We start from the raw sequence: 25276 nt of genomic DNA on the forward strand, positions 1-25276 counted from the left end.
GTGAATCAATGAGTGGGCGTCAGTTTCCGTACGCGGTCCGCGTCACAGGTGCGGGGGCACGTGACACAGGTGTCCTCGGGGCGCAGCGTGTAGAAGAGGCAGCAGCTCGTCCGATCGCGGGTGGGCAACGACCCGCCGTCCGGCCCGGCCAGTTCGCGGAAGCCCGCCGAGCCGACGAACGGCTTCGTGGTGCCGGGCAGGAGTGCCTCCAGCTCGGCCATCGCCCGTCGCTCCTCGCCGAGGAGATGGGCGATGTACCAGAGGCCCTCGACGATTTCGTCCGTCGCCATGCCCCACAGCGCCCGTCGGCCGCGCCGCATCCGTGGCCCGAAGCCGTCCAGCACCGGGCCGATGTGGTCGGCCACCGCGGCGAGCACCTCGGTCCGCAGCGCAGCCTCGTCGAGGACCACCCGGGCGCCCGGCAGGCCGGCCGCGGGATCGTCCGGAAGACAGGCGAACTCCCGTACGCGGACGGTCAGATGGCCCAGCGCGCGCTGGAACGCCACATCGCCGACGGGAATCCGGGGCACCCGCCGGTGCAGGAACCACGGCACCGTCACCAGCAGGCAGGCGGGCCAGGCGTACCGGTGCAGCCCGAAGCCGGCGACCACATCGGGGCGGGCCTGCTGTCCGTAGTCCCGCACCACCTGCGCGTGGTCCCAGGCCAGGAAGGCGTCGAGTGCGGCACCACCGGCCGCGAGCTCCTCCGCGCCCACCCAGCCGGCGCCGCGGGGCGCGGCGTCATCATCCGTCAGCACCTCTGCGCGCAGGCCGGGGAAGACCTCGGCCAGACGCGTGTACGCGCCCGTCACGGCGGACGCGGTGGTGCCGGGGAGCAGGGCGGGGAGTGTCATGCAGGACCACCGAATCGCGATCGTTTGCAGGTAAGCCTTACCTTATCCGAACGGATCGATGTTTGAACTGCGGTCTGCTCCGCCTATCGTGCACAGGGGGGCATGGCACACGCGAGCCGCGCCCGCGGCAGGCCGAGGAGGTCCGAGTGGAGCAGGGCAGCGCGCGAGAGCAGGCGCGACCGACGTACGCGTCCGTCGCGTCCGCGACCGCCCCGGCAGCCGTACGCGTACCCGAACAGCCACGCGGCGAGCAGGCGTGTGGTGCGGAGACACGCAGGGAACAGGGAGGCACGGACCAGGCGCGTGGCGAGCACACCCACAGCGAGCCGCCCGCCCCGCGCGTGGCGGTGCAGCGGCACTCCGTGCGCGGCCAGATCCTCGACGCCCTGCGCGCCGCCCTGGTCGACGGTCAGCTGGTCCCGGGGCAGGTCTACTCCGCACCGGCCCTCGGCGCCCGCTTCGGGGTTTCTGCGACCCCGGTGCGCGAGGCGATGCAGCAGCTTGCCATCGAGGGCGCCGTCGAAGTCGTACCGAACCGCGGATTCCGGGTGTCCCAGCGCGGCCCGCACGAGCTGGCCGAGCTGGCCGAGGTACGGGCGCTGATCGAGGTCCCCGTCATGCTGCGACTGGCCCGCACCGTACCGCCGGCCCGCTGGTGCGCCCTGCGCCCGCTGGCCGACGCCACGGTGACGGCCGCCGCCGTGGGCGACCGGGCGAGCTACGCCGAGTCCGACCGGGCCTTCCACGGCGCGGTCCTCGCGCTCTGCGGCAACGAGCAGCTGGTGATGGTCGCCGACGACCTGCACCGCCGATCCCAGTGGCCCCTGGGGAACAACCCCGTCTCCCGCCGCGCCGACCTGCTCGCCGACGCCGTCGAGCACACCGCCCTGCTCGACGCGCTCATCGCCCAGGATCTGACCGTCGTGCAGTCGCTCGTACGGGAACACTTCACCGGCGCCGAGAGCTGACTGGACGCCGGCCCCCGGGGCTCAGCATCTGTCCGGCAGATCAGGGCCGTAAAGAACCCTCCTGGTTCGCCTCGGCCGTCTCCGGCGGCGGGTCCAGATGCGGGGCCAGCCAGGTCGGTACGCCCCCGAGCAGCCGGAAGAGCCGGCCCGCCTCGGCCCGCAGCCGGGTCGCCGCCTCCGGCTCCGGTTCCGAGTCCGCGAGGGCGATGAGGGCCGGAGCCGTACCGATCAGATAGCCCAGCTCCTCCCTTATCCGCAGGGACTCGGCGAAGCCGTGCCGGGCCTCCGCGAGCTCGCCCTCGCGCAGGGCCAACAGGGCGAGATGGCGCCAGGTCGAGGAGAGCAGCAGGGCGTCGCCCTGAGCGGTCGCACCGGCGTGAGCCCTGCGGTACGCGGCGCGCGCGGCCTGCGGCGAGTCGGCGATGTTCTGCGCGATCAGGCCCCGGCGGAAGTCCAGCAGCGGGCGGCTCGGCGCGGACGGGGCGAGCAGCGCGGCGGCCCGGCTCAGGGCGACGCTGGCCTCGTCGGCCCGGTCCCGTACCCCGAGGAGCGTCGACGCGTACGCCAGATGACCGCGCTCGCAGGCGGCCGCACCCCGTTCGGCGTCGTCGTGGGCCAGCGCCTCGGCGGTGCGCAGCGCGTCCTCGGCGTCGGTCCAGCCCTGCCCGGTGTACAGGCACCGTTCGGTCAGCAGGGCCGTCCGCTGGAGTGCCGCCGCCGGATCGGTGGCGGCGTCGGGTTCGAGCAGCGCGGCGGCGTCCGTCCAGCAGGCGCGTGACCGCAGCCGCCATACCGCTGTCTGGAGCGGCGGATCGTCATCTGCTGTCGTTCCGGAACCAGACATGGCGGTATGCGCCACATTGCCCTCCCCGAGCGCGCCATCGAGCTGTTGAGTCTGGCCGCATCTCAGCACGGATTGGCACGCCGGGCCAAGGGGTCGGGGCAATGTCAGGTGAAAGATTTCACAAACGGCGGGACCTGCCGGGAGGCGCGGCAGGTCCCCGACGTCAGCTCATACGCAGGGCGAGGAAGAAATCGAGCTTGTCCTCCAGGCGCGAAAGATCACGCCCCGTCAACTGCTCGATTCGCCCGACCCGGTAGCGCAGCGTGTTGACGTGCAGATGGAGCCGGGACGCGCAGCGGGTCCAGGAACCGTCGCAGTCCAGGAACGCCTCCAGCGTCGGGATCAGCTCCGCGCGGTGGCGCCGGTCGTAGTCGCGCAGCGGGTCGAGCAGCCGTGCGGTGAACGCGCGGCGCACGTCGTCCGGGACGAACGGCAGCAGCAGGACGTGCGAGGCCAGCTCGTGATGGCCGGCCGCGCAGACCCGGCCGGGGCGGGCCGCCGCCACCCGACGGGCGTGCCGGGCCTCCTCCAGGGCGCCGCGCAGGCCTTCGGGCGAATGCACGGCGGCGCTGACACCCAGTGTCAGCCGGCCGTCGTCGGCGAGGCCCGCGGAGAGCGGTTCGCGGACGGCGGCGAGCAGCACATCGGCGTGGAGCGCGCAGTCCTCCTCGACGGGCGCCGCGTCGGCGGCGGAGTCGTGGGCCGGTGCGGGCGCGGTGACGGCGGGCAGCGGTACGAGGGCCACCGCCTCGTCGCCCGTGTGGGCGACCGCGATCCGGTCCGCGGAGTCGGAGCCGGTGACCGCGGGGTCGACCAGGATCTCCTCCAGCAGCGCCTGGGCGACCGGGCCGCCCGCGACGGCGGAGCCGGGGCCCACGGCCGGGGTGCCCGCGACGGAGCCGGACGGCCCGCCCGCTTCCGCGGAGCCCTCCGCGTCGCCCCACTCGACCCGCGCCACCACCACCTGCCAGTGCGGCGCGGCGCCGAGCCCTGGCAGCAGCACCGGGGCGGCGACCCGCAGCCGGGCGGCGATCTCGGTGGGCGGGGCGCCCGTCTGGACCAGCTCCAGGACTTCCTGGGCGAGCCTGCGGCGTACCGCACGGGCGGCGTCGCGCCGGTCCCGTTCGACCGCGATCAGCTGGGTGACGCCCTGGAGCAGATCCAGCCGGGCGGGCGGCCAGTCGCTCGCGTCCGCCTCGACCGCGAGCAGCCAGTCGGAGAGCACCGACTCGCGCACGTCCCCGGAACCCGGGAGCGCTTCCCGCCCGGTGTTGCGGATCGGGAAGAGCGAATACGTGGTACCGCCGACCGTGGTCCGGTGCGGGGCCCGGCGGCCGGTGCGGGTGGCGGCCAGGTGGTGGCCGGCGAGCGCCGCGCCCACCGGTTCGGCCAGCGGCGCGTCACCGGCGCCCGCGATCAGCCGGCCGGTGGGGGAGAGCACCCAGGCATGCAGGTCGAGGTCGGAGCCGAGCAGATCGAGCACCACCTCCGGGCCGCCGCCCGCCGGACCCGAGGTCATCAGCCTGCGGTGCCGGTCCACGACCGCGGCCAGATCGCCCGCCCGCTCGCCGGACACCTGGCGCACCACATGCTCGGTGATCGTTGCGAACGCGACGGTCTCATGGACGGCGAAGAGCGGCAGCCGGTGCTTCGCGCACGCCTCCACCAGATCGCCGGGAACATTGCCGAGCTCCGCCTCGCCCGCCGCCAGCCCGGCGACCCCGGCGCCCGCCAGGATCCGTACGAACGGCTCCGAGTCCGTCGCGTTCCGGCGCCAGGCCAGGCCCGACAGGACCAGCTCACCGCCCGACAGATAGCGGCTGGGATCCCGCAGGTCGGTGGTCATCACCCCACGGACGGTCCTGTCCAGCTCGTTTTCGCCGCCGAGCAGCCGCAGGCCCAGCGCGTCGGTCTCCAGCAGTGCGCGCAGCCGCATCTCGTCGCCGCCGTCTCTTTCGTTGGTGCGGGTGAAAACTGGTTATTGCGGTGAGGTTACTGATCCCCGCCATTCGTTCGAATCTACAAGACGAGGAGATCGACCAGCCAACTCCTTCATGGTTTCGGTGACTGCACCAGGTGGGGCACGGCTTGTGTACTTGGCCCCACACCGCGTTAACACCATAGGAACGACCAGTCGAGGGCCGGCCGTTCCCGAGGGCCTGTCGTCGGTCTGCCGTCTGCCGCACGATGCCTGGCACGCACGCCCTGACGAACGACCCGATTGAGAAGAAGAGAGCCACTCATGGACTTCCTTCGCCCCGCCAGCTGGGAGGAGGCGCTCGCCGCCAAGGCCGAGCACCCTACGGCTGTGCCCATTGCAGGTGGCACCGATGTGATGGTCGAGATCAACTTCGACCACCGGCGGCCCGAGTACCTCCTGGACCTGAACCGCATTGGAGAGCTGTCCGAATGGGAGGTGGGCCAGGAGAGCGTACGGCTCGGCGCCTGTGTCCCGTACAGCCACATCATGGAGCACCTGCGCGCCGAGCTGCCCGGACTGGCGCTCGCCTCGCACACCGTCGCGTCGCCGCAGATCCGCAACCGCGGTGGTGTCGGCGGCAACCTGGGCACCGCGTCGCCCGCCGGAGACGCCCACCCGGCGCTGCTCGCCGCGGGCGCCGAGGTCGAGGCCGAGTCCGTACGCGGAACGCGGCTGATCCCCATCGACGCCTTCTACACCGGCGTCAAGCGCAACGCCCTCGAACCGGACGAGCTGATCCGGGCCGTGCACATCAAGAAGGCGGACGGGCCGCAGCAGTTCTCCAAGGTCGGCACCCGCAACGCCATGGTCATCGCGGTCTGCGCCTTCGGCCTGGCCCTGCACCCGGAGACCCGCACGGTCCGCACCGGCATCGGCTCGGCCGCCCCCACGCCCGTCCGGGCGAAGGCGGCGGAGGAATTCCTGAACGCCGCGCTCGAAGAAGGCGGGTTCTGGGACAGCCGCACGATCATCACCCCGTCCATCGCCTCGCAGTTCGCCGCGCTCGCCGCCGGTGCCTGCAACCCGATCGACGATGTGCGCGGCACCGCGAGTTATCGCAGGCACGCGGTCGGGATCATGGCCCGCCGCACCCTCGGCTGGACCTGGGAGTCGTACCGCGGCAACGGCCGCAGCACCGAAGGAGCTGCCTGATCATGCGCGTCAATTTCACGGTCAATGGACGCAGGCACGAGGCGGACGACGTCTGGGAGGGCGAGTCGCTCCTCTACGTGCTGCGTGAACGGATGGGCCTGCCCGGCTCGAAGAACGCCTGCGAGCAGGGCGAGTGCGGATCGTGCACGGTCCGTCTGGACGGTGTCCTGGTCTGCTCCTGCCTGGTCGCCGCAGGCCAGGTGGAGGGCCGCGAGGTCGTCACCGTAGAGGGGCTCGCGGACTTCGCCGCCCACCGCTCCCAGGCACACCCGGGCAGTGGCTGCGCCTCCGGCGCCTGCGGCACCGCACTCGACAAGGCACGCCAGTGGGAAGCCGAGCCGGCCGGCGAGGATGGCCGGGACACCGGTGAACTCTCCCCGATCCAGCAGGCGTTCATCGACGCCGGCGCCGTTCAGTGCGGTTTCTGCACCCCCGGCCTGCTGGTCGCCGCGGACGAACTGCTCGAACGCAACCCGGAACCGTCCGACGCGGACATCCGTGAGGCGCTCTCCGGCAACCTCTGCCGCTGCACCGGCTACGAGAAGATCCTCGACGCGGTCCGCCTCGCGGCCGCCCGCGCGGAAGAAACGGTCTGACGATGGGCGTTACCGGCAACCCCACCAGCATCAACCAGGGCACCCGTACCAAGGGCCGCATCGGCGAGTCCACGCTCCGCCCCGACGGCATCCTGAAGGTCACCGGTGAGTTCGCGTACTCCTCCGACATGTGGCACGAGGACATGCTCTGGGGTCACACGCTGCGCTCCACGGTCGCGCACGCCGAGATCGTCTCCATCGACACCTCGGAAGCGCTCGCCACCTCCGGCGTCTACGCCGTACTCACCTACGACGACCTGCCGACCTCGGTGAGGAACTACGGGCTGGAGATCCAGGACACCCCGGTCCTCGCCCACGGCAAGGTCCGCCACCACGGCGAACCGGTGGCACTCGTCGCCGCCGACCACCCCGAGACGGCCCGGCGCGCAGCCGCGAAGATCAGGATCGAGTACCGCGAGCTGCCCGTCGTCACCGACGAGGCCTCGGCCACCGCCCCCGACGCGCCCCTCATCCACGAGGGCCGCGACGACCACCACGCCGGGCACGTACCGCACCCCAACATCGTCCACCGCCAGCCCATCGTCCGCGGCGACGCGGACGCGGCGGCGGCCCGCGCCGATGTCGTGGTCAGCGGTGAGTACGTCTTCGGCATGCAGGACCAGGCCTTCCTCGGCCCCGAGTCCGGTCTGGCCGTGCCCGCCGAGGACGGCGGCGTCGACCTGTACGTCGCCACCCAGTGGCTCCACTCCGACCTGCGCCAGATCGCCCCCGTCCTCGGCCTGCCCGAGGACAAGGTCCGGATGACGCTCTCCGGAGTGGGTGGCGCCTTCGGCGGCCGCGAGGACCTGTCGATGCAGATCCACGCCTGCCTGCTCGCCCTGCGCACCGGCAAGCCGGTCAAGATCGTCTACAACCGGTTCGAGTCCTTCTTCGGGCATGTGCACCGTCACCCCGCCAAGCTCTGGTACGAGCACGGCGCCACCCGCGACGGCAAGCTGACCCATATGAAATGCCGCATCGTGCTGGACGGCGGAGCCTACGCCTCCGCCTCACCGGCCGTCGTCGGCAACGCCTCCTCGCTCGGTGTCGGTCCGTACGTCGTCGACGACGTGGACATCGAGGCCATCGCGCTCTACACCAACAACCCGCCGTGCGGCGCCATGCGCGGCTTCGGCGCGGTCCAGGCCTGCTTCGCCTACGAGGCCCAGATGGACAAGCTCGCCGCCGAACTGGGCATGGACCCGGTCGAGTTCAGGCAGCTCAACGCCATGGAGCAGGGCAGCGTCCTGCCGACCGGACAGGTCGTCGACTCGCCCGCCCCGGTCGCCGAGCTGCTGCGCCGGGTCAAGGCCATGCCGCTGCCGCCCGAGCGCCAGTGGGAGGTGGCCGGCGAACAGGCCGACGTACGGGCCCTGCCCGGCGGACTCTCCAACACCACCCATGGCGAAGGCGTCGTACGCGGCGTCGGCTACGCGGTCGGCCTCAAGAACGTCGGCTTCTCCGAGGGCTTCGACGACTACTCCACCGCCCGGGTGCGGATGGAGGTCGTCGCCGGCGAACCCGTCGCGACCGTGCACACCGCCATGGCCGAGGTCGGACAGGGCGGCGTCACCGTCCACGCCCAGATCGCCCGAACCGAACTCGGCGTCACCCAGGTCACCATCCATCCGGCCGACACCCAGGTCGGCTCCGCAGGCTCCACCTCCGCCTCCCGGCAGACCTATGTCACCGGTGGCGCCGTGAAGCACTCCTGCGAGGCCGTCCGCGAGAAGGTCCTGGAGATGGGCCGCCGCAAGTTCGGTACGTACCACCCCGCCTGGGCCACCGCCGAACTGCTCCTGGAGGGCGGCAAGGTCGTCACCGACGGAGGTGAGGTGCTGGCCGATCTGGTCGACGTACTGGAGGACGAAGCGGTCGACATCGAGCTGGAGTGGCGCCACCGGCCCACCGAGGCGTTCGACCTCCGCACCGGACAGGGCAACGGCCACGTCCAGTACTCCTTCGCCGCCCACCGCGCGGTCGTCGAGGTCGACACCGAACTCGGCCTGGTCAAGGTCATCGAACTGGCCTGCGCCCAGGACGTCGGCAAGGCGCTCAACCCGCTCTCGGTCGTCGGCCAGATCCAGGGCGGCACCACCCAGGGCCTGGGCGTCGCCGTCATGGAGGAGATCCTCGTCGACCCGAAGACCGCGAAGGTGCGCAACCCGTCCTTCACGGACTACCTGATCCCCACCATCCTCGACACCCCGACGATCCCGGTCGACGTGCTCGAACTCGCCGACGACCACGCCCCGTACGGGCTCCGTGGCGTTGGTGAGGCCCCCACCCTGTCGTCGACCCCGGCCGTCCTCGCGGCGATCCGGAACGCGACGGGCCTGGAGCTCAACAGGACACCGGTACGCCCCGAGCACCTCACGGGCACCTGAGTCTCCGGCTCCTTTCGAACCCTCCGGGCGGTGCGTGCCTCCCAGGAACGTCACACTTCCGTTGCCCGCACCGCCCGGAGCACTCAAGTGCCGCATCCTTCACGGATGTTGGCGCGACGAGTAGTCCCGCAGCAAAGCAGCCCAGCGGTGACGACGCAGTCCCGCGGCAACGCAGTCCCGCGGTGACGACGCAGTCCCGCGGAAAAGCTGCTCAGCGGTGACGACGCAGTCAGGCACTTCCGTAGTACCAGCACAATCCACTCTGCATGCTCAGTTCGCCTCGGGCCGTCCCCCGGGTCGTGCCGCCAGCGCAGTCATCCCAAATCCCGCTTACCGATTCTCCATCGCGGGTGCCCCTGTGAACCTTGGGAGTCAGGCATCATGACCCAGCAGTCAGTGGAGCCCGGGACCATTGCGGAGGACGCGGGCTCCGGCTCGCGCATCCCCGCAGGAAGATCCTGGCTCGACCGGTACTTCCACATCTCCGAACGTGACTCGACCGTCGCACGCGAAGTGCGCGGCGGCATCACGACCTTCATGGCGATGTGTTACATCCTCCTGCTCAACCCGCTCCTGCTGTCCGGACCGGACGTGGCGGGCCACCGGCTCAGCCACGCCGGGCTGATCACGGCGACCGCGCTCGCCGCCGCCGTCTCGACCCTGCTGATGGGTTTCATCGGCAAGGTGCCCCTCGCTCTCGCCGCGGGACTCTCCGTCTCCGGCGTGCTCGCCACCCAGGTGGCGCCCCACATGACGTGGCCGCAGGCCATGGGCATGTGTGTGATGTACGGCGTGGTGATCGTGCTGCTGGTCGTCACCGGGCTGCGCGAGATCATCATGAACGCGATACCGCTGGCCCTGAAGCACGGCATCACCATCGGCATCGGCATGTTCATCGCGCTGATCGGCCTCGTCAACGCCGGCTTCGTCGGCAAGGGCGCCCCGGTCACGCTCGGCGTGGGCGGACAGCTCTCCGGCTGGCCCGTACTGCTCTTCTGCGTCACCCTGCTGCTCATCTTCATGCTGCAGGCCCGCAATGTGCCCGGCGCGATCCTGATCGGCATCGTCGTCGGCACCGTCCTCGCCGTCATCGTCAACACCGTCGGTGACATCAGCCCCAAGGCATGGGGCGGCAGCGCACCCGAACTGCAGGGCAGCGCCGTCTCGATGCCCGACTTCGGGCTCTTCGGCCATGTCGAGTTCGGCGGCTGGGGCGACATCGGCGTCATGACCGTAGGCATGATCGTCTTCACCCTGGTGCTGGCCGGCTTCTTCGACGCGATGGCGACCATCATCGGCGTCGGTACCGAGGCCGGGCTCGCCGACAGCAGGGGCCGGATGCCCGGCCTGTCCAAGGCGCTGTTCATCGACGGCGTGGGCGGGGCGGTCGGCGGCGTCTCCGGAGCCTCCGGCCAGACCGTTTTCATCGAGTCGGCGACCGGCGTCGGCGAGGGGGCCCGCACGGGTCTGTCCTCCGTCGTCACCGGTGTACTCTTCGCCGCCGGACTGTTCTTCACCCCGCTCGCCCAGATCGTGCCGGGGCCGATCGCCGCCGCCGCACTGGTCGTCATCGGCGCGATGATGATGCAGAATGCCCGCCATGTCGACTGGAGCGACCGCTCCGTCGCGGTGCCGGTCTTCCTGACGGTCGCCCTGATGCCGTTCACGTACTCCATCACCGCCGGTGTCGGCGCCGGAGTGATCTCCTTCGTCGCGATCAAGGCGGCGCAGGGCAGATTCCGTGAGGTCGGCGTGTTCATGTGGGTACTGACCGGTGTGTTCGTCGTGTACTTCGCGCTCAGCCCGATCGAGAGTTGGATCGGGGCCAAGTAGGCCCGTCCGTAACGGGACCGGCCCGTCCCTCCGCACCCCCGTAGAAGGAGAAACGCCATGCTGGACATCGCCGAAGAGCTCAACCGGTGGGTCGAGCAGGGACGCGACTTCGCCGTGGCCACCGTCGTGGCGGTCGGCGGGAGCGCGCCCAGGCAGCCGGGAGCCGCCCTCGCAGTCGACCGCGACGGCACGGCGATCGGTTCGGTCTCCGGCGGGTGTGTGGAGGGCGCGGTGTACGAGCTGTGCGGGCAGGCCCTCGACGACGGCAGCACCGTCCGGGAGCGGTTCGGCTACAGCGACGAGGACGCCTTCGCGGTCGGACTGACCTGCGGCGGCGTCATCGACATCCTGGTCACACCGGTCCGTGCGGACGATCCCGCACGGACGGTGTTCGCCGCCGCACTGGCTGCCGCCGCTCGGGGGGCGGCGGCGGCCGTCGCCAGGATCACCGACGGGCCCGCGGAGCTCCTCGGCCGGCCCCTGCTCGTCCACCCCGACGGCTCGTACGAGGGCGGGCTCGGCGGACACCCGGAGCTGGACCGCACCGCGGCGGCCGACGCCCGCGCGATGCTGGACGCGGGCCGTACCGGCTCCGTCACCATCGGCGCCGACGGCTCGCGCTGCGGGCAGCCGCTCACCCTGCTCGTCGAATCGAGCGTCCCGCCGCCCCGGATGATCGTCTTCGGGGCCATCGACTTCGCGTCCGCGCTGGTCCGGGCCGGAAAATTTCTCGGATACCACGTCACATTGTGCGACGCACGCCCCGTCTTCGCGACGAAGGCCCGCTTCCCGGAGGCCGACGAGCTGGTCGTCGACTGGCCGCACCGCTATCTCGCGGCGACCGAAGTCGACGCGCGCACCGTCCTGTGCGTCCTCACCCACGACGCCAAATTCGATGTCCCGCTGCTGGAACTGGCGTTGAGACTGCCGGTGGCGTACGTCGGAGCGATGGGCTCGCGCCGCACCCACCTGGAGCGCAACGACCGGCTGCGCGAAGTCGGCTTCACGGAGCGGGAACTGGCCAGGCTGCACTCGCCGATCGGCCTCGATCTCGGCGCCCGAACCCCCGAGGAGACCGCGCTGTCGATCGCCGCCGAAATCGTCGCCGACCGGCGCGGCGGCAGCGGAGTACCGCTCAAGGGGGCGCACACACCGATCCATCACGAAGGCGACGGGGCGTCGACGGCAGTGATCACTTCCGTGGCTTGAACCTTTCCGTGAACCACGGTTGTCCGTGGGCGGGTTGCCGCCACGGCGGCTTCACGCCAGGCGTGAACTCAGCCGTAGCCTCGGTTTTGCCTCTAGACCTGCCGCATGACATTTACATCCTCCTCTGCTTCCGGCCGGGCGAGATCGGCTCGTGCGGGACGCAGGGCTCTGCTCATAGCGACTTCGGTCGCCCTGGTGAGTGGCGCACTGTTGCCCGCAGCGGGCTCCGCTTCCGCCGCCGCAGTTCAGTCCGAGCCCGCCGACCGCCAGGCCGCCGCCCCCGTCAAGGAGTACGACATCACCCTGCTCACGGGGGATGTCGTGCATTACTCGGACGGTGTCGGCAAGCAGGACACCGTCACCGTGGACCGCCCCGACGGAGCGGTCGGCGGCGTGCATGTCCAGCAGGCCGGTGACGATCTGTACGTCCTGCCGGACGAGGCCAACTCCCTCATCGCAGCGGGCAAGTTGGACCGTCGGCTGTTCAATGTCACGGCTTTGGCCAAGATGGGGTACGACGACAGGAGGTCGGGCGGCATTCCGCTGATCGCGACCTACCCGGCGAGCCAGGGCCGCTCACTGCCCGCCGCTCCTCGCGGCGCGAAGAAGACCCTTACCCTGGCGAGCATCCACGGCGCCGCGCTGAAGGCCGGGAAGGACACCGCCCGGACCTTCTGGAACGACATCGCCCTTAAGGCCCGTTCGCTGGACAACGGCATCGCGAAGCTCTGGCTCGACGGCCGGGTGGAGGCCGCGCTCAAGGACTCCGTGCCGCAGGTCAACGCCCCGCAGGCGTGGGCCGAGGGCTACGACGGCAAGGGCTCCAAGGTCGCCGTCCTGGACACCGGAATCGACGCGACCCACCCGGACGTCAAGGACCGCATTCTCGAAACGAAGAGCTTCGTGCCGGGCGAGGAGGTCGTGGACAAGAACGGCCACGGTACACATGTCGCCTCCACGATCGCGGGCTCCGGCGCCGCGTCGGAGGGTGTCAACAAGGGCGTCGCCCCCGGCGCCGACCTGATCATCGGCAAGGTGCTCAGCAACGGTGGTTCCGGCGCGGACTCCGGCATCATCGAAGCCATGGAGTGGGCGAAGGCCGAAGGCGCCGACGTCGTCTCCATGAGCCTCGGCTCCAGCATCCCGGACGACGGCTCCGACCCGATGTCCCAGGCCGTCGACGCCCTTTCCGCCGACGGCGGCCCGCTGTTCGTGATTGCCGCGGGCAACTCCTACGGCGCGGGCACCATCGGCTCGCCCGGCTCGGCGGAGAAGGCGCTCACCATCGCCGCCGTCGACAAGCAGGACAACCGCGCGGCCTTCTCCTCGATGGGCCCGCTCGTGAGGTCCTACGGCCTCAAGCCCGATCTCTCCGCACCGGGTGTGAACATCAACGCCGCCGCCTCGCAGGCGGTCCCGGGCATCAGCGGGATGTACCAGTCGATGTCGGGTACGTCGATGGCGACCCCGCACGTCGCGGGCGCCGCGGCCATCCTGAAGCAGCGTCACCCCGACTGGTCCGGCCAGCGGATCAAGGACGCGCTGATGAGCTCGTCGAAGAAGCTCGACGCGTACACCCCGTACGAGCAGGGCACCGGTCGGCTCGATGTGAAGGCGGCCGTCGACACCACTATCGAGGCCACCGGCTCCGTCGCGGTCGCCTCCTACAACTGGCCGCACTCCGCGTCCGACCCGGTCGCCCAGCGGACGATCACCTACCGCAATACGGGTGCGAAGGACGTCACCCTCGACCTGGCCACGGACACGGACGCCGACGCGTACACCCTGTCGACGAAGCGGCTGACCGTCCCGGCCGGTTCCACCGCCGATGCCGTGCTCTCGCTGGACCCGTCGAAGGTCGCGAACGACACACAGTTCTCCGGCCAGGTCATCGCCAAGGACGCGGCGGGAACCACCGTCGCCCACACCGGCTTCGCCCTGAACAAGGAGCAGGAGCTGTACGACCTGACGCTCAGGCTCCGTGACCGTGACGGCAAGCCGATGGACGGTCTGGTCGTCATCGGCGCGCTCGGCGACCCGAACCTGAGCGTCGTCCCGGTGTCGGGCGAGTACACGCTGCGGTTGCCGCCGGGCAACTACAACGCCTGGACCGCCGCCGACATTGCCGGCGACCGCGCCGACTCGCGGGCCGTGGCATTCCTCGCGGCCCCCGAGACGATCCTCGACAAGGCGACCACGGTCACCCTCGACGCGTCCAAGGCCCACAAGGTCAGTGTGCGGACTCCGAAGGAGACCGAGACCCGGCAGCTGCGCTACGACATGGCACGTACCGCACCGGACGGCACGGTCCAGCGCGACGCGTATCAGATCCCGTTGACCTACGACCAGCTGTGGGCCAGTCCCACCAAGAAGGTCACGCAGGGCAGCTTCTCCTTCCTGACCCGCTGGCGGCAGGGCGAGAAGCAGCTGGATGTATCGGCCGGCGGCCGTGACGTGCCGGTCTTCCCGCAGGGTGGTGCGGCCATCGCCGAAAACGGCGAGAAGAAGCTGGCCGGCGTCTTCGCGGGCAACGGCTCCGTGGCCGACTACGAGGGTCTGAACGTCAAGGGCAAGGCCGTCGTCATCCGCAGCAGTGACGCGGTCGCTCCCGCCGACCGGCTCGCGGGCGCGGTGGCCGCGGGCGCCGGGGCACTGTTCGTCGTCAACGACGGCGACGGCGTCCTGATGGAGAGCTACACCCCCTACGGGACCAAGGGCACCATCCCGGTCGCCTCGGTCCAGCGCCTGGCGGGCGAGGACCTGATCAAGTCTGCCCAGCACGGTGCGAAGCTGACGATCGGGCAACACCGTTTCGCCGGTTACGTGTACGACCTGGTCGACCGCCACGACGGCGTCGTCCCGGACCGCTCGCTGGAGTTCGCTCCGTCGACCCGCCAGCTGGCGAAGGTGGAGAACACCTTCTACGGCCACAAGGACGTGCTCGGCGCGGGCTTCCGCTACGACATTCCGGACTACGGCCCGGGTCTCGGCTTCGAGGAGTACGAGAAGTTCCCCGGCACCCGCGAGGAGTGGGTCACCCCGCTTCCGGGCGCCTCCTTCTGGTACGAGAACCACTCGGTCTTCAACGCCACCGAGACGGACTTCGCGCAGGAGATGCGCAGCGGCGAGCTGGACTACACGGCGGGCCGCACCTACCCTGCGGAGTGGTTCGCGCCGATCACCCGTCCGCGTCTGGGCACCGGCTACTGGGGTCCGTTCCGGACCACCTACAACGACATGCAGTTCAACCTCACCCCGTGGACGGACTCGGGCGCGGGCCACGCGGGCGACATGTACGCGGACGAGTACGACACCACCACCACCGCGATCTACCAGGGCGATACCCTGATCAAGAAGGTCGCGGGCCGGGCCGGCTACTTCGGAAACCTGTCGCCGGAGAAGCTGCCCTACCGTTTCGTGCTCGACTCCAAACGTGACGGCGACCTGTGGAAGACCTCCACCCGCACGCACACCGAGTGGAACTTCGTCTCGGGCGCAATGGACGAGAACGGCCCGTACCGGGCCGACCTTCCGCTGCTGCAGTTGGACTACAAGGTCGACACCGACCTCGCCGGTGACGTCAAGGCCGGCCAGTGGGCCGAGATCGCTCTCACCTCCGGTACGCAGGAGTGGATGGACGGCGCGGTGAAGGCGAAGAAGGCCTCGCTGTCGGTCAGCTACGACGACGGCAAGAACTGGAGCGACGTGGAAGTGCGCGAGAGTTCGGCCGGTTCCTGGACCGCCCGGTTCAAGGCGCCCAAGCAGGCCGGCGGATTCGTCTCGATCAAGGCGCACGCCGAGACCGAAGACGGGCTCGGCATCGATCAGGAAATCATCCGGGCGTTCGGCCTGAAGTGACTGTCCGGCTGAAGTGGCCTGCTGACAGTTCCTCTTGAGGTTGCTCGCAAGACGGGCGGGAGGCGCTCGGGAGGCACGCAGGAGGTTGCGAACGAGGTGGCTCCACACCCTCCGACAGGGGTGTGGAGCCACTTTTTATGCTTTCCCGATCAACAAAATTGGTCCAGTTTGCCCGTATTTAGTGGGTCGTAACCCTAGAAAGGGACTTTTTGCGGTGCGTGGCAAGTTGCCACGACCGGGCGGGGAGGCTTATAAGAGAAATGTGGCTCAGGCGATAACGGGAATTCCGAGAGGCCGCCACGGAGGTTTCCCATGTTTCTGACTCCGTCCGACACGGAGAAATTGTTGCTGAGTGTTGCCGGAATGGTTGCCCGCGACCGGCGGGAGCGGGGCGTGCGCCTCAACTATCCGGAGGCCGTCGCCCTGCTGTCCTGCTGGGTCATGGAGCGAGCCCGCGAGGGAGCCGTGGTCAGCGCCCTCATGACCGAGGGGAGGAGCGTTCTGACCCGCGCTGACGTGCTCGAAGGCATCCCCGAGATGCTCCATGACGTCCAGGTCGAGGCGACCTTCCCGGACGGGCGCAAGCTCGTCACGATCACCTCACCGATCCCGTGATCCCGGGCGAGGTCCGGACCGGGTCCGGCGTGGTGAAAATCAACGAAAATCTCGCCACATTGCGAATCACCGTGGTGAATGACGGAGATCGGCCCATTCAGATCGGATCTCATCTGCACTTCCCGGACGCTAATCCGGCGCTTTCCTTCGATCGGGCCGCAGCCCAGGGATTCCGGCTTGATATTCCGTCAGGTACGTCGCTGCGCTTCGAGCCCGGAGTCGGCGCCGACGTCACCCTCGTCGCGCTCGGTGGCCGTCGACTGGTGCCCGGGCTCGTGCTGCCGGGTGTCCGCGCGTCGACCGGCGCACCCCTCGGCGGCCCCGAGGGCACGTGCGCTCCGGTATCCGCCCCCACGTCACACATGGAGGGCATGTGACATGGCACAAATGACCCGCGCCGCCTACGCGTCGCTCTACGGCCCCACCACCGGCGACCGCGTCCGCCTCGCCGACACCGACCTCTGGATCGAGGTCGAGGAGGACCGCTGCTTCGGCGGCGACGAGGCCGTGTTCGGCGGCGGCAAGTCCATCCGCGAGTCCATGGGACAGGCCACCACTTCGCGCGCCGACGGCGCCCTCGACCTCGTCATCACCAATGTCGTCGTCCTCGACCACTGGGGCATCGTCAAGACCGACATCGGCGTCCGAGCGGGCCGGATCGTCGCCCTCGGCCGCTCGGGCAACCCCGACATCAGCGACGGCGTCCACCCCGACCTGGTGATCGGTCCCGGCACCGACGTGGTCTCCGGCGAGGGCCGCATCCTCACCGCCGGAGCCATCGACACCCACGTCCACTTCCTCATGCCGGAGACCCTCCACGAGGCCCTCGCCACCGGCACCACGACCGTCATCGGCGGCGGCACCGGCGCCACCGAGGGGTCCAAGGCCACCACGGTCACCCCGGGCGCCTGGAACCTCGCGATGATGCACCGGTCCCTGGACCGTGTCCCGCTCAACATCATGCTGTTCGGCAAGGGCTCCACCGTCGGCGAGGACGCCCTGCGCGAGGCGGCACTCGGCGGCGCCGGCGGCTACAAGGTCCACGAGGACTGGGGCGCCACCCCCGCCGCCATCGACGCCGCGCTGAAGGCGGCCGACGCCTACGGTCTCCAGGTCGCCCTGCACGCCGACAGCCTCAACGAGGCCGGTTACGTCGAAGGAACCCTCGACGCCATCGCCGGGCGCGGCATCCATGTCTTCCACGCGGAAGGCGCGGGCGGCGGTCACGCCCCCGACATCATCACCGTCGCCTCCCACCCCAACATCCTTCCCGCGTCCACCAATCCGACGCTCCCGCACACCGTCAACACCGTCGCCGAGCACCTCGACATGCTGATGGTCTGTCACCACCTCAACCCGCGCGTCCCCGAGGACCTCGCCTTCGCCGAGTCCCGCATCCGCGCCACCACCATCGCCGCCGAAGACGTGCTGCACGACATCGGCGCCCTCTCCATCACCTCCTCCGACGCGCAGGCCATGGGCCGCATCGGCGAGGTCATCTGCCGTACCTGGCAGGTCGCCCACGTCATGAAGCAGCGCTTCGGCGACCGCGGCAGCGAACTCCCCGCCGACAACGAACGCGCCCGCCGCTACGTCGCCAAGTACACGATCTGCCCCGCCGTCGCCCACGGCATCGACCACGTCGTCGGCTCCGTGGAACCCGGCAAGCTCGCCGACCTCGTGCTGTGGGATCCCGCCTTCTTCGGCATCCGCCCCGCCGCCGTGATCAAGGGCGGCATGGTGGTGTACGCGCCGCTCGGTGACGCCAACGCCGCGATCCCCACCACCCAGCCCGTCCTGCTGCGCCCGACCGCCGCGGCCGAAGCCGCCCCACACCTCTCGGTCAGCTTCGTGGCCCCGGCCGCCCTGGAGGACGGACTCGCCGAACGTCTCGGCCTGGTACGCGAGTTGGTCGCCGTACGACCCACCCGCCACCTCACCAAGGCGGACCTGCCGAACAACACGGCGCTCCCGGACATCGACGTCGACCCGGAGACCTTCGCCATCCGCATCGACGGGGAGCTCATCGAGCCCGCCCCCGCCACCGAACTGCCGCTGGCCCAGCGGTACTCCATGTTCTGATGGCGGGCCTCGCACCCCTCCTGCTCGGAGACGGCCGGCTCCCGGTCGGCGCGTACACCTACAGCGCGGGGCTCGAACCGGCCGTCGCGGCAGGCCTCACCCGCGACCACGTCCCCGCCCTGCTGCGGGCCCGGCTGCACACCGCCGCCGTCACCGAGGCAGCCGCCGCTGTACTCGCCCTGCGGGCCGCAGGCCAGGACCCGGTGGACTACGGCCCCGTACAACAGGCCCTCGCCGCCCGGACCCCCGCCGCACCCCTGCGCGAGGCATCGATGACACTCGGCCGCGGGGTGCGCCGCCTGGCACGGCGGCTGGCCCCGGACCACCCCGCGGTCACCGCCCTGTCGGCGATCCGCCCGCGCCCACTGAGGCCGATCGCGCTGGGCGCCCTCGGAGCCGTCATGAAGGTGTCGGAGGAGGAGCTGGCGCACAGCGTCGTCTACGACGAACTGCAGGCCATCGCCTCCGCCGCGCTCAAGCTGCTGCCCGGCGATCCCCTGGACACCGTCGCCTGGATCCTCGCCGCGGAGCCGGACGCCACGACCGCGGTGGCCGAGGCCCTCGCGGTACGGACTCCGACCGGTCTGCCCGCTCGTACACCCCCGCTCACCGAGCAGTGGGCACTCGAACACGCACCACGAGAACGGAGACTCTTCCTTGCCTGACCAGCAGCACGACCGGCAGCCCGCCCAGGGCCCCAACGTGCACTACCATCAGCCGCTCAACCAGCCGCGTGCCATGCGCCTCGGCGTCGCCGGTCCGGTCGGCACCGGAAAGAGCTCGATTCTCGCGACGCTGTGCCGTGAGCTTGCGGGTGAACTCTCCATGGCCGTCGTCACCAACGACATCTACACCGACGAGGACGCCCGCTTTCTCCGCTCGGCTGGCGTCCTGCCCACCGAGCGCATCCGCGCCGTCGAGACCGGCGCCTGCCCGCACACCGCGATCCGCGACGACGTCAGCGCCAACCTCGACGCGGTCGAGGACCTGGAGGAGGCGTACGGACCGCTCGACCTGGTCCTCATCGAGAGCGGCGGCGACAACCTCACCGCCACCTTCAGCCCCGCCCTCGCCGACGCGCAGCTCTTCTGCATCGACGTCGCGGGCGGCGGTGACGTCGCCCGCAAGGGCGGCCCCGGCATCACCGGCGCCGACCTCCTGATCATCAACAAGACGGACCTCGCGCCGTACGTGGAGGTCGACGTGGACGCGATGGTCGCCGACGCCGAGAACGCCCGCGGCGGTCTCCCGGTCCTCGCGCTCTCCAAGAACGACCCGGGCTCGATCGCCGAACTCGCCGACTGGGTGCGGGCGGTGCTCGTACGCCACCGCTCCGGGACCCACATCCCCACCGACCCGGGCCCGATGGCACCCCACAGTCACAGCCAAGACGACTCGTGACAGCGCGGACGGTCGCTTCCGCCGAGCCGGCCGACCCCACGGTCGTCTCTGTGGAGCGCGACGGTTCGGGCCGCCATCTCGCCCGCGAACTGCGTCCCGGCGCCTTTCTCGCCCCCCGCCCCCTGCTGCCGTCCCCCGACCGCCTCCGCATCGCCCTCGTCGGCATCCGCGCGGGACTCCTCACGGGCGATGATCTGCGGCTGCACATCTCGGTCGGCCCGGGTGCCCGGCTGGAACTGGTCGAGCCGTCCGGCCTGGTGGCGTACGACCATCGCGGCGGCTCATCGACCTGGCGGGCCAGGGTCGACATCGCGGAGGGCGGCGAACTGCGCTGGAACGCCCGGCCGTTCGTGATCTCGACGGGTGCGTGCGTCGAGCGATCGATGGACATCGCGCTGGCGGCCGGTGCGCGGATGCTGTGGCGCGACACCCTGGTGCTCGGGCGCTCCGGCGAGCGGGGCGGCAGCGTACGGGCGACGACCCGTGCCACGTACGACGGCCACGAGCTGCTGGTCGAGGACCTGGACCTCACGGACCCGGAACTGCGCGAACTCCCCGGCATCCTGGGCCCGAACCGCATCATCGGCTCGGTCACCGCTCTCGGCACGAGGCCCGGGGGCCCGCCCCACCCGTACCGCATGGAGCTGGCGGGGCCGGGGGCGCAGGTGCGGCTGCTGGACACGGTGACACCGGCGCTCGACGCGGAACTGGCGACGGTCTGGGAGAACTGGCTCGTCACCGGCTGACACGCGGCATACACACAAAATGTATCGTGCACAGAAATCCGTGCGCAGGCAGCCGAACCAGGCGTCGTACGCCGCCGCGAAGGAGGCGATCCGCGGGCTGAGCCGGGTCGTCGCCAACGAGTGGGCCACCGACCGGATCCGCGTCGACGTCGTGTCGCCCATGGCGAGGACCGCGGGCGTCGCCGCCTGGGCCGAGGCGCACCCCGAGCAGTACGCGCTCTGCGCCGCCGAGGTCCCCCTGGGCCGCTTCGGCGACCCGCAGAAGGATGTCGCCCCGGTCGTCGCGTTCCTGACGAGCGACGACGCCCCGTACCTCACCGGTCGGACGCCGATGGCCGACGGCGGGGCGATCAAGCTCCGCCGACCCTGCCGCACGGCCTCGGGCCGGAAGGGATGTCCGGACGGGACGTCCTTTCACGGTCAGGAGCGGCTGATCCGGGAGCGGCCGACCGCGCCGCGCGCCACCGCGGCCGCACCCAGCAGCGCGGGGACCGCCGCGACCGCGAAGCACACGGCCGGCGGCAGGCGATCCACCAGCAGACCCACCGCCGCGGTGCCCGCCGAGGACCCGGCATTGACCGCGGTGTTGACCCACGCACCCGCCTGCGTGCGACTCCCCGCGCTCACGGACTCGTCCGCGACGAGATACGCGGTCGTCAAGGCCGGTGCGACGAACACCCCGGCGGCCGCCACCACCGCGGCCAGCACGTACACATCGGTCGACAGCCCGGCCACGGCCATGGCCACCCCCAGGCCGGCGGCCGGCACCGGCAGCCGTACCCGGTTCGGCGCACGCCAGGAGACGGCGCCGTAGCCGAGCCCGCCGACCGCGCTTCCCGCCGAGAGCGCGGCCAGCACCCACGCCACCGACGCGCCCTGGTGGCGCTGTTCGGTGAACGCCACCACCAGCAGGTCCAGCCCACCCAGACACAGCCCCACGGCCGCCGCCACGATCGCGGCGTGCCGCACCCCGACGATGCCGAGCAGCCGCCGCTCGCGCGGCGCGTCCTGGGGCGTGTCGGCCTCCTGGTCGGACGGTGTCGTGGCGATGCCGCGGACCGCGGGCGAGGACACCAGCGCCAGGGCGCCCACCAGCACGAGCACGGCACTGATCACGACACCCGCCGCGGGGACGGTGAAGGTGACCACCACGCCCACCAGCAACGGTCCGGTGACGAAGAGCAGTTCCTCGGCGACGCCGTCCAGGCTGTACGCGCGCCGCAACAGCTCCCGTTCCGGAACGAGGCTGCTCCACAGGGTCCGCATCACCGGTCCCAACGGCGGTGTGCAGGCGCCCGCCGCCACGGCGAGCACCCCCAGAAGGAGCGAGGAGGCGCCGGGCCGCCACGTCGCGCACGCCAGTGCGGTGAGCAGTGCCGCGTAGACCCCGGCCATCGGCGGCAGCGCCCGACGCGGCCCGTGCCGGTCGATCAGCGCGGCACGGGCGGGGGAGAGGAAGACACTTGCCGCCCCGAACAGGGCCATGACGGCGCCCGCGACGGAGTACGAGCCGGTGGCGTCCTTCACCGCCAGCATCAGGGAGAGGGAGACCATTCCGTACGACAGCCGCCCCAACAGAGCGGCGCCGAAGGTGCGGGCGGCGTGACGGGTACGCAGGACGGTGGCGTACGAAGGGGCGCGCGAAGGCGCGGGTGAGGGCGAAGGCATGAGGACGTTCCTCGTGAGGGCAGCGCGGCAGAGGGCGCTGCGGGCATGCGGGGACACCGAGGGCCGCACCCGGTGGGACGAGGCGCGGTCAGTACGGGGTCCTACGCACGGAAGAGGAACATGTGTGCCAACGTATCAGGGCGAGAAGCGCGTGCCCCGGCTTCCGGTGCCCTGTCCGAATTGCCGCCGTCGAGGAAGGCCGGGTGTGAGACTGGGGCGTCGGCTGTTCCGGCGTCGCGCAGCCCTGTGGTGCGACGCCTTCGGCGGGAGAGGACCGCGATGCGAAAGATCATCCTGATGATGTCGGTGTCCCTCGACGGTTTCATCGAGGGACCGGACCGTGAGATCGACTGGCACCTGGTCGACGACGAATTGCACCGTCACGTCAACGAGCAGCTCAGGGCCATGGGCGGCTTCCTGGACGGCCGTGTGACCTATGAACTCATGGCCGGGTTCTGGCCGACCGCCGACGCGGATCCCTCAAGTGCCGGACCGGTGGCCGAGTTTGCCGGTATCTGGCGGGACATGCCCAAGATCGTGTTCTCCCGGACTCTGGAGCGGGCCGACTGGAACACCACCATCAGGCGGGAGGTCGACGTCGACGAGATCAAGGCTCTCAAGGCGCAGCCCGGCGGAGACCTGGTGGTCGGCGGTGCCGATCTGGCCTCGTCCTTCATGCGCCACGATCTGATCGACGAGTACCGCATCTACATCCATCCGGTTCTCATCGGACGAGGCAAGCCGCTGTTCCCGGCGTCGGATACCCGGACCGGGCTCCGCCTGGCCGAGACCCGGACCTTCGGCAACGGGGTCGTACTCCTTCGCCACGAACGTCCCGCGGCTGCTCCACCGGAATGAACTCGCCGAGCCGCCGCGGTGCGACGGCTGCCCCACCGGGCCGTACGGGCGGTTCGCGCCGTATAAATGCCGCACCGTCCACAGGTGGCTGTACCGTCAGGAGATCCGACGAAAGGACCGGCGATGACACTCGCACCGGAGGACCGTCTGGCCATCACCGAACTGATCGCCCTGCACGGGCATCTGGTGGACGACGGCGAACTCGACCGCCTCGACGCGCTGTTCACCGACGACATCGTCTACGACACCTCGAACCTCGAACATGGAGAGATGCACGGGCTGGCGGCCTTCCGGGACGCGGCGCTGGCGATGGCGGAGCGTGGGCCCGTCAGTCACCACGTCACCAACATCGTCCTCACCGAGGCCGGTGACGATCAGGTGCGCGCCCGCTCCAAGGGGATCGGTGTCAAGGCGGACGGTACGTGCGGAAGCGTGACCTATGACGACGTGATCGTGCGCGGTGAGCAGGGCTGGCGTATCAGCCGTCGCAAGATCATCGTGCGGCAGATGCCTCCGGCCGCGAAGGAGTAGCCCGCACCGCATGTCGCATGTCATGTGCGCGGGTGTCGTACGACACGCCACTACATGTGACACGCCACCACATGCAACACCCAGCCACATGCGACACCCAGCCACATATGACATGTCGCATGTGGCTGATATCGCGTGGCATGTCGCATGCCACATGTCCCATGCCAGGTGTCGCACGCCGACGCCGATGGGCGCCCCCGCAACCAGCAGGGGCGCCGCCGACGGAACCGGGCCACGGACAGGATCGCGTCAGGCGTCCAACATGCCTGACGTGTCGATGACCTGACGGATCGCCCGGCCCGAAGCCAGCTCCTCCATCGCCGCGTTGATGTCGGCCAGCGGCAGCGTGCCCGTATGCATCTGCTCCACCGGCATCAGGCCCGCCCGCCACAGGTCCAGGAACCTCGGGATGTCGCGGCGCGGCACCGCGTCCCCCATGTACGAGCCGAGCAGGGACTTGCCCTCGCCCGCGAACGCCAGGGCCGGCACCTCCAGCACCCGGTCGGGGGCGGGCAGGCCCACCGAGACGACCTTGCCGCCCCGCGCCACGGCCGTCAGGCACTCGGCCATGACCTTCGGACTGCCCACCGCCTCCACCGCCAGCTCGGCACCACCGGAGGTGAGTTCACGGATCTGCCGCAAGGCGTCATCGGGGGCGTACGCATGCGTCGCACCCAGCCGGAGAGCCAGCTCGCGCTTCTCCTGGACCGGGTCGACCGCGATGATCGGGTACGCCCCTGCCGCCCGTGCGCCCAGTACCGCCGAGAGCCCCACGCCGCCCAGGCCGTAGACCACCGTCGACTGGCCGGGACGCAGAGCCGCCGTGTTGATGACCGCGCCCGCGCCCGTCAGGACCGCGCAGCCGAACATCGACGCCACGGTGAACGGGATGTCCTTGGGGATCGGGACCACCGACTCCTGGGCCAGCACTGCGTGTTCGGAGAACGCGGAAACGCCCAGCTGGTGGTGGACCCGGTTGCCGGCGGCGTCGGTCAGCAGTGACGGGCCGTGCAGCAGCGCGCCCGATCCGTTCGCCGCCGCTGCCTGCGCGCACAGGGCGGGCCGGCCCGCCGCGCAGTCGGCGCAGAAACCGCAGCTCGGCACGAAGACCAGCGCCACATGGTCACCGGGGGAGACCCGGCCGACACCCGGCCCGGTGTCCTGGACGACGCCCACCGCCTCGTGCCCCAGCGCCATCGGCAGCGGGCGGACCCGGTCGCCGTTGACCACCGAGAGGTCCGAGTGACAGAGCGAGGCGGCCGCGATACGGACCAGCACCTCGCCCTCGCGCGGGGCGCCCAGCTCCAGCTCCTCCACCTCGACCGGGCGGGTCCCGGAGTAGGGACGGGCCGTCGATATCCCGCGCAGCACCACCGCACGGGTCTTCACGCCCGTACCTCCGGACGCGGGGCGCAGCGCAGCACGTCGCGGCTCTCCAGCAGCGGGACGACCTTGCCGAGCACGATCTCCTGGAAGTGCGGGGTGGCGCAGTGCGCGGTGAAGTCGGCCTCGGAGACGTACTCCTCGTACAGCACGATCGCCCGCGGGTCCTCGGTGCCCTGGTGGACCCGGTAGGCGAGATTGCCCGGCTCCTGGCGGGAGGCGGTTGCCATGGTGTCGAGCAGGGGCAGGACGGTGTTCTCCTCGCCGGCCCTGGTGCGGTAGCGGGCGACGACTACATAGGTCATGGGTG

Annotated in this window: 21 protein-coding genes and 1 pseudogene; 16 read left to right on the plus strand and 6 right to left on the minus strand. The window is 70.7% G+C overall.

The genetic code is table 11. The features are described from left to right. Positions 1-5: 5 nt before the first annotated feature. Positions 6-854: a (2Fe-2S)-binding protein gene (locus OG306_RS31585; protein WP_266749549.1), complete on the minus strand. Its 849-nt coding sequence runs from the start codon at positions 852-854 to the stop codon at positions 6-8. A gap of 146 nt (positions 855-1000) precedes the next feature. Between OG306_RS31585 and OG306_RS31590 the strand changes: the two genes are divergently transcribed. Next, positions 1001-1822, plus strand: coding sequence for a GntR family transcriptional regulator (locus tag OG306_RS31590; RefSeq protein WP_266749550.1), 822 nt, complete (start codon positions 1001-1003; stop codon positions 1820-1822). Between the two features lie 40 nt (positions 1823-1862). Here OG306_RS31590 and OG306_RS31595 read toward each other — a convergent pair whose 3' ends face one another. Both OG306_RS31595 and OG306_RS31600 read right to left on the minus strand, forming a co-directional pair. Then, entirely contained in the window at positions 1863-2666 is an 804-nt protein-coding gene (locus tag OG306_RS31595; RefSeq protein ID WP_266749552.1) for a hypothetical protein, read from the minus strand. Between the two features lie 163 nt (positions 2667-2829). Further along, complete coding sequence (locus tag OG306_RS31600) at positions 2830-4602, minus strand: PucR family transcriptional regulator ligand-binding domain-containing protein (protein WP_266749553.1); 1773 nt, start codon at positions 4600-4602, stop codon at positions 2830-2832. Positions 4603-4908: 306 nt separating this feature from the next. Between OG306_RS31600 and OG306_RS31605 the strand changes: the two genes are divergently transcribed. The 13 genes and pseudogenes from OG306_RS31605 to OG306_RS31665 all read left to right on the plus strand — a co-directional run. After that, positions 4909-5799, plus strand: a complete 891-nt coding sequence (locus tag OG306_RS31605) for an FAD binding domain-containing protein (RefSeq protein ID WP_266749555.1) — start codon at positions 4909-4911, stop codon at positions 5797-5799. A 2-nt stretch (positions 5800-5801) separates the two neighbouring features. Continuing rightward, entirely contained in the window at positions 5802-6395 is a 594-nt protein-coding gene (locus tag OG306_RS31610) for a (2Fe-2S)-binding protein (protein ID WP_266749556.1), read from the plus strand. A gap of 2 nt (positions 6396-6397) precedes the next feature. Beyond that, positions 6398-8782 carry a xanthine dehydrogenase subunit D gene (pucD, locus tag OG306_RS31615; RefSeq protein WP_327349252.1) on the plus strand — a complete coding sequence of 795 codons (2385 nt, stop codon included), beginning with the start codon at positions 6398-6400 and terminating at the stop codon, positions 8780-8782. Between the two features lie 381 nt (positions 8783-9163). Next, positions 9164-10615: an NCS2 family permease gene (locus OG306_RS31620; RefSeq protein ID WP_371665923.1), complete on the plus strand. Its 1452-nt coding sequence runs from the start codon at positions 9164-9166 to the stop codon at positions 10613-10615. A gap of 57 nt (positions 10616-10672) precedes the next feature. Beyond that, positions 10673-11824, plus strand: a complete 1152-nt coding sequence (locus OG306_RS31625) for an XdhC family protein (protein ID WP_266905003.1) — start codon at positions 10673-10675, stop codon at positions 11822-11824. A gap of 105 nt (positions 11825-11929) precedes the next feature. After that, positions 11930-15682 (plus strand): S8 family serine peptidase, encoded by a 3753-nt coding sequence (locus OG306_RS31630; RefSeq protein ID WP_371665924.1) that lies wholly within the window; start codon positions 11930-11932, stop codon positions 15680-15682. A 312-nt stretch (positions 15683-15994) separates the two neighbouring features. Then, the gene (locus OG306_RS31635) at positions 15995-16297 is read left to right on the plus strand and encodes an urease subunit gamma (RefSeq protein WP_266749563.1); all 303 of its coding nucleotides are present in this window, start codon (positions 15995-15997) and stop codon (positions 16295-16297) included. Further along, complete coding sequence (gene ureB / locus OG306_RS31640) at positions 16294-16674, plus strand: urease subunit beta (protein ID WP_266749565.1); 381 nt, start codon at positions 16294-16296, stop codon at positions 16672-16674. The genes OG306_RS31635 and ureB overlap by 4 nt, the downstream gene beginning before the upstream one ends. Position 16675: 1 nt before the next feature. Beyond that, positions 16676-18379 (plus strand): urease subunit alpha, encoded by a 1704-nt coding sequence (locus OG306_RS31645; protein WP_371665925.1) that lies wholly within the window; start codon positions 16676-16678, stop codon positions 18377-18379. After that, positions 18379-19044 carry an urease accessory protein UreF gene (locus OG306_RS31650; protein WP_266749567.1) on the plus strand — a complete coding sequence of 222 codons (666 nt, stop codon included), beginning with the start codon at positions 18379-18381 and terminating at the stop codon, positions 19042-19044. Before OG306_RS31645 ends, OG306_RS31650 begins: the two co-directional genes overlap by 1 nt. Then, the gene (gene ureG, locus OG306_RS31655) at positions 19037-19780 is read left to right on the plus strand and encodes an urease accessory protein UreG (RefSeq protein WP_371665926.1); all 744 of its coding nucleotides are present in this window, start codon (positions 19037-19039) and stop codon (positions 19778-19780) included. The genes OG306_RS31650 and ureG overlap by 8 nt, the downstream gene beginning before the upstream one ends. Continuing rightward, complete coding sequence (locus OG306_RS31660) at positions 19777-20526, plus strand: urease accessory protein UreD (RefSeq protein WP_266904997.1); 750 nt, start codon at positions 19777-19779, stop codon at positions 20524-20526. Before ureG ends, OG306_RS31660 begins: the two co-directional genes overlap by 4 nt. 19 nt (positions 20527-20545) lie before the next feature. Continuing rightward, positions 20546-20860: pseudogene (locus OG306_RS31665) on the plus strand (SDR family NAD(P)-dependent oxidoreductase); the annotation flags it as partial. An 86-nt stretch (positions 20861-20946) separates the two neighbouring features. On the opposite strand, the gene OG306_RS31670 reads toward OG306_RS31665, so the two are convergent. Beyond that, positions 20947-22194 carry an MFS transporter gene (locus OG306_RS31670; RefSeq protein ID WP_371665927.1) on the minus strand — a complete coding sequence of 416 codons (1248 nt, stop codon included), beginning with the start codon at positions 22192-22194 and terminating at the stop codon, positions 20947-20949. A gap of 279 nt (positions 22195-22473) precedes the next feature. Here OG306_RS31670 and OG306_RS31675 point away from each other — a divergent pair, with 279 nt between their 5' ends. Then, positions 22474-23052 carry a dihydrofolate reductase family protein gene (locus OG306_RS31675; protein ID WP_371665928.1) on the plus strand — a complete coding sequence of 193 codons (579 nt, stop codon included), beginning with the start codon at positions 22474-22476 and terminating at the stop codon, positions 23050-23052. 123 nt (positions 23053-23175) lie between these two features. Next, positions 23176-23583: a nuclear transport factor 2 family protein gene (locus OG306_RS31680; RefSeq protein WP_327258588.1), complete on the plus strand. Its 408-nt coding sequence runs from the start codon at positions 23176-23178 to the stop codon at positions 23581-23583. Positions 23584-23832: 249 nt separating this feature from the next. Here the strand turns inward: OG306_RS31680 and OG306_RS31685 are convergent, their stop codons facing one another. Both OG306_RS31685 and OG306_RS31690 read right to left on the minus strand, forming a co-directional pair. After that, positions 23833-24972, minus strand: coding sequence for a zinc-binding dehydrogenase (locus OG306_RS31685; protein ID WP_327258587.1), 1140 nt, complete (start codon positions 24970-24972; stop codon positions 23833-23835). After that, positions 24969-25271, minus strand: coding sequence for a putative quinol monooxygenase (locus tag OG306_RS31690; RefSeq protein WP_266749575.1), 303 nt, complete (start codon positions 25269-25271; stop codon positions 24969-24971). Before OG306_RS31690 ends, OG306_RS31685 begins: the two co-directional genes overlap by 4 nt. Positions 25272-25276 lie beyond the last annotated feature (5 nt).

Origin of the sequence: Streptomyces sp. NBC_01241 (assembly GCF_041435435.1) — a bacterium.
In the GTDB taxonomy this organism is placed as follows: domain Bacteria; phylum Actinomycetota; class Actinomycetes; order Streptomycetales; family Streptomycetaceae; genus Streptomyces.